Annotated in this window: 8 protein-coding genes; 5 read left to right on the forward strand and 3 right to left on the reverse strand. The window is 41.5% G+C overall.

The features are described from left to right. Nucleotides 1–166 precede the first annotated feature (166 nt). Nucleotides 167–757 carry a carbonate dehydratase gene (gene can, locus ABWV72_RS05655; RefSeq protein ID WP_216047763.1) on the forward strand — a complete coding sequence of 197 codons (591 nt, stop codon included), beginning with the start codon at nucleotides 167–169 and terminating at the stop codon, nucleotides 755–757. 212 nt (nucleotides 758–969) lie between these two features. Beyond that, nucleotides 970–2,226, forward strand: a complete 1,257-nt coding sequence (locus ABWV72_RS05660; protein WP_303500266.1) for a multidrug effflux MFS transporter — start codon at nucleotides 970–972, stop codon at nucleotides 2,224–2,226. Nucleotides 2,227–2,282: 56 nt separating this feature from the next. On the opposite strand, the gene ABWV72_RS05665 is transcribed toward ABWV72_RS05660, so the two are convergent. Together ABWV72_RS05665 and ilvC are read right to left on the reverse strand one after the other, a co-directional pair. Continuing rightward, complete coding sequence (locus ABWV72_RS05665; protein WP_008846084.1) at nucleotides 2,283–2,615, reverse strand: hypothetical protein; 333 nt, start codon at nucleotides 2,613–2,615, stop codon at nucleotides 2,283–2,285. Nucleotides 2,616–3,267: 652 nt separating this feature from the next. After that, on the reverse strand, nucleotides 3,268–4,752 hold the full coding sequence (gene ilvC / locus ABWV72_RS05670) for a ketol-acid reductoisomerase (RefSeq protein WP_216047765.1): 1,485 nt from the start codon (nucleotides 4,750–4,752) through the stop codon (nucleotides 3,268–3,270). A 183-nt stretch (nucleotides 4,753–4,935) separates the two neighbouring features. Here ilvC and ilvY point away from each other — a divergent pair, with 183 nt between their 5' ends. Next, nucleotides 4,936–5,802 carry an HTH-type transcriptional activator IlvY gene (gene ilvY / locus ABWV72_RS05675; protein WP_216047766.1) on the forward strand — a complete coding sequence of 289 codons (867 nt, stop codon included), beginning with the start codon at nucleotides 4,936–4,938 and terminating at the stop codon, nucleotides 5,800–5,802. Here the strand turns inward: ilvY and ABWV72_RS05680 are convergent. Then, entirely contained in the window at nucleotides 5,796–7,307 is a 1,512-nt protein-coding gene (locus ABWV72_RS05680; protein ID WP_342805883.1) for a YifB family Mg chelatase-like AAA ATPase, read from the reverse strand. The two genes, ilvY and ABWV72_RS05680, sit on opposite strands and share 7 nt — an antisense overlap. 434 nt (nucleotides 7,308–7,741) lie before the next feature. Here ABWV72_RS05680 and ilvD point away from each other — a divergent pair, with 434 nt between their 5' ends. After that, on the forward strand, nucleotides 7,742–9,589 hold the full coding sequence (gene ilvD / locus ABWV72_RS05685) for a dihydroxy-acid dehydratase (RefSeq protein WP_216047768.1): 1,848 nt from the start codon (nucleotides 7,742–7,744) through the stop codon (nucleotides 9,587–9,589). After that, complete coding sequence (gene ilvA, locus ABWV72_RS05690; protein ID WP_216047769.1) at nucleotides 9,590–11,131, forward strand: threonine ammonia-lyase, biosynthetic; 1,542 nt, start codon at nucleotides 9,590–9,592, stop codon at nucleotides 11,129–11,131.

Here is an 11,131-nt window from a genome sequence, read left to right on the forward strand (position 1 = left end):
AACGGCGCTGACAAGAGCCCCTTTGCTAATCATCTGTTAAATCCTTTGATTACCTATAAGTTGTGAAAAATCATAAACTTTAGAACGTCATTATCGGATTATTTTCCTAGGCGATCTGCGTTGCTTTTTGTATCATGGCGTAACCTTGAGTTATAGGTAAATTCCCATGAATGAAATCGAACAGCTGTTAGAAAATAATCGCAAGTGGTCGGAAAGGACCACAAAGGTCACGCCTCACTTTTTTGAGTCATTGGCGCAACAACAAAATCCCAAATTTTTATGGATTGGCTGTTCTGATAGTCGAGTCCCTGCAAATCAGATAGTCGACTTACCCCCAGGCGAAGTTTTTGTGCATCGCAATGTGGCTAACCTAGTTGTGCACACTGATTTTAACTGTCTTTCGGTTTTGCAGTTCGCCATTGATGTGTTGAAAGTTGAACACGTCATTGTGTGTGGTCATTACGGTTGTGGCGGTATTGATGCAGCAATTCAAAAAGAGCCTCTAAATTTAAGCTTGGTAGACAACTGGTTGGGACACATTCGGGATATCGCCAGCAAACATGAAAAAGAGTTAAGTAAACTAAGTGGTGCTGCCAAATCGGCGCGACTCTGTGAAATCAATGTGCTTGAACAGACTGAAAATGTTAAGCGTAACTCAATTATAAGAGATGCCCTTGCCCGGGGACAGAAATTAAAGATTCACAGTTGGGTTTATAGCCTTAAAAATGGTTTGGTAACGGATTTGAGCGTAGATTAATCGTTGCTTCACAAATGAATTTTTTTATCCATGACTTTTAGCAAGTACCAATTGGAAATGTGAACGCTATAATACGATTTTAATCTGGGTTATAGCGTTTGCCTTCAAATTGAAACTACTATTCCTATATAATTTCACTCATAACTCTATCTGTAACTGTCTATCTACAATTTTGTATGTAGCTTCTTTACAAAAAGGATTTAATTGTACTAATGACCACTGAAGAGATTGTCGAACACTCTAAACCTAAACTTGGATTGTTTGAGTTTGTTACCCTAATGGCATTTATGACATCGATTGTTGCTTTGAGTATCGATGCCATGCTGCCAGCACTCAATCAAATTGGCAGTGATTTAGGCAGTGAAAGTCCGCAATACACTCACATGATTATTTCCATCTTCTTTTTGGGAATGGCGTTTGGGCAACTCTATTATGGTCCCTACTCCGATACCAAGGGTCGAAGAGCGGCGATTCTTTCCGGTTTGATCGTTTTTGCTTTGGGTACGGTAATTTGTTTGTTTTCGCAATCAATGGAAATGTTGTTGCTTGGCCGAGTGATTCAAGCATTTGGTGTTTCTGGGCCCAGAATCGCCAGTATTGCACTAATTCGAGATCAATTTGAAGGCGAAGCCATGGCCAGAGTGATGTCGTTTATCATGATGGTATTTATCTTGGTTCCAATGATTGCACCGGCATTCGGTAAAGCAATATTGATTTTCGCATCTTGGCGCGAAATATTTATTTCATTCTTGATTATCGGTTTTGGTTTGGCGATATGGTTTTTCAGTCGTCAACCTGAAACCTTACCTAAATCAAAACGAAAGCCGTTTGCATTTTCCGACTTATGGGCATCAAGTAAGTATGTTCTGACTCACCGAGCTGTGATGATGTACACCTTGTCTATGGGCTGTATTTTTGGATCGTTCCTAGCTTATCTGAGTGCGTCTCAGACCATCTTTGAAGATTTTTACTCACAAGGGGATATGTTCCCCCTGATTTTCGCTGTACTGGCTTTCTCAATCGGCATTGCATCATTTATTAACGGTACTTTAGTGATGACAATGGGAATGCGTAAACTTTGCACCCTAGCGATTTACGGGACGATTGTAATGTCGACGATTTTTGTGCTTGCCACTTTACACTATCAAGGTCTGCCACCTTTGTTGGTCACTATCGTAATTATGTTTATTAATTTCTTCTTTATTGGTGTTCTGTTTGGCAATCTTAATTCACTGGCGATGATGCCATTAGGACATGTGGCGGGCTTAGGAGCAGCGATTACAGGTTCACTTAGCAGTGCATTTGCCGTTCCCGTTGCTATGTTTATTGGCAGTTTTGTTAAAACTGACATTACGCCCATAGCAATTGGCTTTATGGTGTTTGGTTTGATTACGTTGATTTGCTTCCGATTTGCCGGAACTGGTGCTGAGCAAGCACCAGTTTGTAATACCCGTAAAATAACAAAATAGATAATGCTACATTCAATCTAACTGTTTTCTATTTTGTTACTTTTGATAGGTTGGAATTATTTGACTAGACGCACTATTGGAGAGGGTTTGACGTTTTCGACTATATCTACGACTCGAGGATGTCTTACGCCGTTTTTGACTTTATCATAAATTACATTTTTCATTTCTAAGGCTTGGCAGAATTTATAAAATGTTAGAAAGTCTTTTCGGGAAAAGTCATCATTCTCTCGGGTAAGTTGACTATCTATGTACATTGACTCCCCATTCGCTGTCAATGTCGCTAAAGCAGTGTAAGGCTCTCCATACTTTTTTACGCGAAGTGCTCTAACCATTTTCACTTCGAAGATCCAGTCGCCCATTTGAGTGAATCTTGATATTGATGAATTCATAGTGCTCTCCACTTAGAACATGTTTTATTATTATGATACCGCTATTTTCCTGCATCAAATGCAAAAAAAAGGCCAATGATTAAAAGCCCGATATATAACGCCTCGGGAAAATTCAATTAAATATTTTGTTTCTGATCAGAGACTAAAAAGTGTCTTCGAATCAATTTATGATTCAACTTAAGGTTACAAATTACGGCTTATTTTATGTAAATCAATAAATTAAATATTTTAACTTTAGTTTTTATTATTGTATCGCTTTAGCGACTATTTATTATTATCTGCTTTTATTGCTAAAAGAAGTTCGATCTTTTTGATCAAGACGTAGAGTTAATACGACTTTTAGTTACTTTTCCAGCCTAATTTCACTATTTTTGCCAAAAAAACTGGATTTTTTATTGTTCAAAACGATTCTTAAATATTTAAGGGTAATAATTTTCTCACATTATTACAATAGATTAAAATATCATCAAGTATAAAACAAAGAAATCACATATTTTTAAATTATATACATTCTTAATCAGTAGTAGGTAATTACTCACACTAAGCTTATCGACTCTTCAAAATAGAAAAAGCCCGGTCAAATGACCGGGCAAAAAGGGCTTAGTTTTAAGCACCTAACGACAGAAACTGGTACTGTCTATGACACTATGAATTAGGCAACATCAACAATTGCTTTCATATCTGTCATATATCCACGTAAAGTCTCACCTATGGCTTCAACTCCACTTGAACGAATAGCTTTGTTTGCTTCAACTAATGCTTTGTTGTCGACACTATTTGAAGTGTTACTTAGACCTTTACCGACTAACTCTGATGAGATAGTTGACATCAATTTTTCACGCAATAGTGGAACTGCAGCATTGGCGAACAAATAGTTGCCGTATTCAGCTGTATCGGAAATAACTACGTTCATTTCATACAAGCGCTTACGAGCAATTGTATTTGAGATAAGCGGTGTTTCATGTAACGACTCATAATAAGCTGATTCAGGTAGTATTCCTGCTTCGACCATTACATCAAATGCTAGTTCAACGCCTGATTTGATCATGGCAACTATAAAGATGCCTTTATCAAAGAAAGTTTGCTCATCAATCTTTCCTGAGTACTCAGGTGCATTCTCGAACGCACTCTGGCCCGTTTCTTCGCGCCATTTAAGAAGATTTGCGTCTCCATTTGCCCAATCTTCCATCATCGTTTTGGAGAACTCTCCACTGATGATGTCATCTTGGTGCTTCTCGAAAAGTGGACGTAACATTGCAGTTAATTGATTTGATAACTCAAATGCTTTCAACTTAGCTGGATTGCTTAAGCGATCCATCATATTGGTTACACCACCAATCTTAAGTGCTTCGGTAATGGTTTCTAATCCGAATTGAATTAGTGCACCAGCGTAGGCTGGATCCATACCGTCGGCAGTCATTTTTTCATAGGCAAGAATCGCAGCTGTTTGCTGCATTCCACACAAAATTGTTTGCTCACCCATTAGGTCAGATTTAACTTCGGCAACAAAAGATGATTCTAGAACACCGGCACGATCTCCACCTGTAGCAGAAGCTAATGCTTTGGCGATATCCCAGCCTTTGTTTTGAGGGTCGTTCTCAGGATGCACAGCAATCAGTGTTGGTACACCAAAACCACGCTTATATTCTTCACGTACCTCAGTACCCGGACATTTAGGTGCACACATTACCACTGTAATATCAGAGCGGATTTGTTGACCTTCTTCAACAATGTTGAATCCGTGAGAGTAACCGAGTGTTGCGCCATCCTTCATAAGTGGCATAACAGCTTCAACAACACTTGAATGCTGTTTATCAGGTGTTAGGTTGTAAACAACATCTGCTTCTGGGATCAATTGCTGATAAGTACCCACTTCAAAACCATTACTGGTAGCGCGTTGGTATGAATCACGTTTTTCATCAATTGCAGCCTGACGCAATGCATAAGATATGTTCAAACCAGAATCACGCATGTTCAAACCTTGGTTTAAACCTTGAGCACCACATCCAACGATGACAATTTTTTGTCCTTTAAGCGCGTCGCAACCTGAAGCAAACTCACTTTTTTGCATGAATCTACAACGACCTAATTGGTCTAACTGCTGACGCAGAGATAATGTATTGAAGTAATTTGCCATTGTGTACCTACTGTCTTTTCAACTTATAAAAATATTCATTACCGTTGATAATTAGTGAACGGAAATATGTGTTTAATTCTTCTATCGAGTCAGTGACGACTTGTGATGAACAGAGTCTACTGCTTACGCTCTGTTGAATAAAATGATATATTCGCAATACAGTGTTGCAAAAAATGAAACGTTATGGATTTTCGCTCTTTACAATTATTCCAGCATCTCGCTCAGAGTTTACATTTTGGTAAAACCGCTAATGCGCTATTCGTCAGTCCATCGACCCTGAGCAGGGCAATCCAGCGCTTAGAAGAAGAGTGTGGCGCGGAACTGTTTTTACGGGATAACCGAAAGGTAAAAATGACTCTGGCTGGAGAGAAAATGTTGGCATTTAGTCAGGAGGTGTTATCGAATTGGCATAGTTTGAAAGCCGATCTTGATATGCTCAACCCTATGTTAACCGGTGAAATCAAGCTATATTGCTCAGTCACGGCTAGCCAAAGCCATTTGCCCACTATTTTAAATGTTTTTAGACAGAAACATCCGCAAGTCGAAGTACAGCTGACTACTGGGGATCCATGGTTATCCGTTTCAAAAGTCGCCAATAAAGAAGTGGATGTAGCCATTGCGATTTTTGCACCTGACATGCCTAAAGATATCAAGTTTCAGCCTATAGATACGATTCCGCTGCTGTTAATTTCCCCTAAAGATTCGCAAATCACCAGTCTTGAACAGGTGGACTGGCGTGATCACAAAGTTGTTTTGCCTGAAGGAGGACCTTCAAAGCGTATTGTTCATCATTGGTTTTCGGAAATGGGTATTCGACCTAAAGTGTATGGTACTGTCGGTGGCAATGAAGCGATAGTTAGTATGGTTGGGCTGGGTTGTGGGTTGGGCATTGTACCGCAAGTGGTCCTTGATAATTCCTTAGCGAGTCGGCGTGTTAATCGCATAAAAATTAACAATATCGAACCCTATCAACTTGGACTATGTTGTTTAAAGTCACGGCAATCGGAAACCTTAATTGAAGAGTTCTTTAATCAACCAGAGTTTCAGTAGCGCAATTCGTTGATGATATTGTCTAGCGCCCTATAGCCAAGGGCTTCTGCTAAATGAGTTCGAGTAATTTGCGGCTCTAAAGCTAAATCTGCAATAGTGCGTGCAACTTTAATAACTCGGTGAAACGCGCGCATCGATAAACCTAATTGTTCCACTGCAGATTGCAAAAATAAACGGTCTTCATGTTGTAGTGAGCAGTGAATGTCCATTTCATTATTCGTTAACTGAGCATTACACTTGCCAGCTCGTTCCATTTGCTGTTGCCTGGCATGAAGTACACGGGTTTTGATTTCAGCGCTGCTCTCAGCGGTGTTTTGAGCGCAAGAATACAACTCATTGTTGGCTAATTTTGGTACATCAACTTGCAAATCAATACGGTCTAAAAACGGACCAGAAATTCGATTAATGTACTTCAATACTTGTTCTGAAGTGCTTCTTCCATCCCGTAAACTGCCAGTTGGACTGGGATTCATCGCTGCTACCAGTTGAAATTGAGCTGGATACTTTACTTGTTTTGACGCGCGAGAAATGGAAACAAACCCAGATTCTATCGGTTGGCGAAGCACATCTAATACGCGGCGCTCGTACTCAGGCAGCTCATCTAAGAACAGCACACCATTATGGGCTAGGCTAATTTCACCGGGCTTAGGGTTGCCGCCTCCACCTACAAGGGCAATTGCCGAAGACGTATGGTGAGGCTGTCGAAATTTACGCAATCGCCAAGTTTTAGGGTCAACTTCGTGACCACTTATGGAATAGACGGTGGCAGTTTCTAAAGCTTGTTGTTGTGACATTTCCGGCAAAATTGTCAGTAAACGTTGGGCTAGCATGGTTTTGCCAGTGCCTGGCGGCCCTACAAAAAGGATGTTATGACTTCCAGCTGCGGCAATTTCTAATCCGCGCTTAGCCAACTGTTGGCCCTTAATATCTGCCATATCAAAATCATACTGCTGCGTGTTAGCGGTGGTTTGTGGTTGTTGTAAGGACACGGTTTGGCGACCAGATAAATGCAGATACAGTTGCGATAAGGTGTTAAAAGCTAAAACTTTACTATGTTGAATTAAGCATGCTTCTGATGCATTTTCGGTGGGTAAAATAGCTGTTCGTTTAGCATTATGGCAGGCATAGTTAAACGGCAGTGCGCCTGAGATAGGGCGAATGTCTCCTGTCAGCGCTAGCTCCCCTGCAAACTCAAAATGTTCTAAGTGTTCAATTGCAATCAAGCCGCTGGCAGCGATAATGCCGATCGCGATGGGGATATCGAAACGCCCGCCGTCCTTGGGTAAATCGGCTGGCGCTAAGTTTATTGTTATTCGTTTAGCAGGAAATTCAAAACCTGAATTGAGTAACGCACTTCTTACCCGCTCTTTAGATTCCCGTACCGCAGCATCTGCTAATCCTACCAAGTTAAATGCTGGCAAACCATTGGCTAGATGCACCTCAATACTTACCAGTGGCGCGTCTATGCCCACTGATGCCCGAGAGTATACAACGGCTAATGACATTTACATTTCCCTACGTACTGCCTAACTTATGTTATTAAACTAGAGAAAGTTTTTACTAAGTGCCAGAAAGCGAGGTCCAGTTTATAGTCTAGTTTTGAAATGCTTGGCTGGTTTAATCACAATATTTTCATTTACAACGATTAATCGACGCCTAAAGAATAATATATACCCTTTGAAAACTTGATTCTGCGGGGGGTTACATGATATTTCTATACAACAGTGACGATCTTATTAATATGAATACCATGTTTTATACAACTATCGAGCAAGTGTTGATTGTGATTATTGACGCGTGGGGGTTGCCCCAGCGAGGGTAGGTGTATTCTTAGTTTTGCCAAAACCCTCGCAATCAAACGCGGGGGTTTTTGTTTTTAAAGGCTTAAACAAAAACATATTTAATTAGTCGAAATGATTTCAATTTAGAGGGTTTTACCATGCCAAAGTTACGTTCATCCACAACCACTCAAGGTCGCAATATGGCCGGAGCCAGAGCTTTGTGGCGTGCCACTGGCATGAAAGATGGCGATTTTCACAAACCCATTATTGCCGTTTCTAACTCATTTACTCAGTTCGTTCCGGGACATGTGCATTTAAAAGATATGGGCCAATTGGTTGCTCGTAGCATCGAAGAAGCCGGTGGTGTTGCTAAAGAATTTAATACTATCGCCGTAGATGACGGTATCGCCATGGGTCATAGCGGGATGCTATACAGCTTGCCGTCGCGAGAAATCATCGCTGATTCGGTAGAGTATATGGTCAATGCCCATTGTGCCGATGCCATAGTGTGTATTTCTAATTGTGACAAAATCACCCCAGGAATGTTGATGGCGTCGATGCGCTTAAATATACCGGTAATCTTTGTCTCAGGCGGACCGATGGAAGCCGGCAAAACCAAGCTTTCAGATCAACTTATCAAATTGGACTTGGTAGACGCCATGGTCGCCGGTGTGGATGACAATGTAACTGATGACGAAAGTGACGAAGTGGAGCGTTCAGCTTGTCCTACTTGTGGCTCATGTTCAGGTATGTTCACGGCGAATTCGATGAACTGTTTGACCGAAGCCTTAGGTTTGTCGTTGCCAGGCAATGGCTCTATGTTAGCAACGCACGCGGACCGAGAAGGTTTATTCAAACAAGCTGGAAGACAAATTGTTGAGCTTTGTCGTCGTTACTACAAAGAAGATGACGAGTCTGTTTTGCCTCGCAATATTGCTAATTTTAAAGCGTTTGAAAACGCCATGAGTTTGGATATCGCCATGGGCGGTTCAACCAATACCATTTTGCATTTGTTGGCAGCCGCGGTAGAAGGTGAGATTCCATTTACCCTAGATGACATCGATCGCCTATCTCGTAAAGTTCCACATTTATGTAAAGTGGCACCATCTACACCTAAATACCATATGGAAGATGTTCACCGTGCCGGTGGCGTATTGGGAATTTTAGCTGAAATAAACCGCGCTGGTTTATTGCATGATGACTGTCCTCATGTGTTGGGCAAATCTATTGGTGAAGTTATCGCTGAGTGGGATATTACAAATCCGGCCAACGAAAAGGCGATCGAGTTTTATAAAGCAGGCCCTGCTGGTATTCGCACAACAAAAGCTTTTAGCCAAGATTGTCGTTGGCCTACCGCCGACACAGATCGCGAAGACGGCTGTATTCGTAATCGTGAGCATGCTTTCAGTGAGGAAGGTGGCTTAGCGGTTTTATTCGGCAATATTGCAGAAGATGGTTGTATTGTAAAAACCGCAGGTGTCGATGAGTCGATTCATAAATTTACTGGTCGTGCGCGTATTTTTGAAAGCCAAGATGATGCGGTTGCTGCTATTTTGGGTGATAAGGTAGTTGCCGGTGACGTTGTGATTATTCGTTACGAAGGTCCTAAAGGTGGTCCAGGAATGCAAGAAATGTTGTACCCAACCACTTATCTTAAAGCTAAAGGCCTAGGTAAATCTTGTGCACTAATCACTGATGGCCGATTCTCTGGTGGTACTTCAGGTTTATCTATTGGTCACTGTGCTCCAGAAGCAGCAAGTGGCGGTGGTATAGGGTTGGTTGAAGAAGGTGACACTATCATCATTGATATCCCTGCACGCAAAATTGGCGTAGATATCAGTGACGCTGAATTGCAAACTCGCCGTGACAACATGAATAACAGTGCTAAACCATGGAAGCCGGCAACCCGTCAACGCAAGGTTTCATTGGCACTTAAAGCATATGCCTTGTTAGCCACCAGTGCCGATAAAGGCGGAGTACGTGATGCTTCAAAATTGGAAGATTAAATGAGTTTATCTGCTAATGATTATTTGAAGCGTATTCTACTGTCACCGGTGTATGATGTGGCAGTGAATAGCGAACTGAATCGGTTAACCAGTTTATCTACTGCTTTAGGTAATGAAATTTACTTGAAGCGTGAAGATCAACAACCGGTGAAGTCGTTTAAGCTGCGCGGTGCTTACAATAAATTATCTTGTTTGACTCAGCAGCAATTGCAGGCCGGCGTAGTGGCTGCGTCTGCAGGAAATCATGCTCAAGGTGTGGCTTATTCTGCCAAGATCAAAAAAATACAAGCCACAATAGTGATGCCGGAAACTACACCAGATATTAAAGTGGATGCGGTTAGACGTTTTGGTGGTGAATATGCACACGTTGTGCTGCATGGCACCAGCTTCGATGAGGCAAAAGCCGAAGCGCTGCGCCTATCTGAAGTCAATGGTTACACTATGGTTGCGCCTTTTGATGATGAAGACGTGATTGTTGGTCAAGGAACCATTGGTAGAGAACTACTTGAGCAGTTACCTGACTTGGATATGCTATTCATTGCTGTCGGTGGTGGAGGTTTGGCTGCGGGTATCAGTGTTTACCTCAAGCAATTACGACCTGATTTGAAAATCATTGCGGTAGAATCTGATGAATCTGCATGTTTACAGGCTGCTTTGCAAGCTGGTGAACCTGTGGCGTTGCCATCGGTGGGTATATTTGCTGATGGCGTGGCAGTGAAGACCATAGGTACAGAACCGTTCCGATTATGCCAACAATTTGTTGATGAAGTTATCACTGTCAATACGGATGAAATTTGTGCCGCAATCAAAGACATTTTTGATGATACTCGGGTAATAGCTGAACCAGCAGGTGCGTTATCTGTGGCTGGTATTCGAAAGTATCTCTCTCAACATTCAATTTCCGGTAAAAAAATTGGTGGCATATTGTGTGGCGCCAATATCAATTTTCATACCTTGCGATATGTGTCTGAGCGATGTGAACTGGGCGAACAAAAAGAAGCTGTTTTTGCGGTTAGAATCCCTGAACAAAAAGGTGAGTTCAAACGTTTTTGTGAGTTGCTAGGTGGCAGAACTATTACCGAGTTTAACTACCGTTATTCCAGTGATGGAGAAGCACATATCTTCGTTGGGATAAAATTGCGTTTTGGACGGGAAGAGTATCATCAATTAGAAAAGCTGCTTACAGATAGTGGTTATCAATGTTTTGATTTGTCTGAAAATGAAATGGCAAAGTTACATGTGCGTTACATGGTAGGCGGCCGTCCTCCCACGTTACTCAATGAGCATATTTTCTCATTTGAGTTTCCAGAATATCCAGGGGCGTTGATGAAATTTTTGAATACCCTTGGGGAGTCATGGAATATTACCTTGTTTCATTATCGTAATCATGGGGCAGCGGAAGGTTTAGTGCTTGCGGGCTTTGATTTACCCGAAGGCGCCAGAGCGGACTTTGACCAGCATTTAGATAAACTTGGCTACCAATATAATGAACAGACAAGTAATCCCGCTTATCAGTTCTTTTTATCCGATTTAGGTAAGTAA

The sequence above is a fragment of the Aliiglaciecola sp. NS0011-25 genome, assembly GCF_040370605.1.
Taxonomy (GTDB): Bacteria; Pseudomonadota; Gammaproteobacteria; order Enterobacterales; family Alteromonadaceae; genus Aliiglaciecola; species Aliiglaciecola lipolytica_A.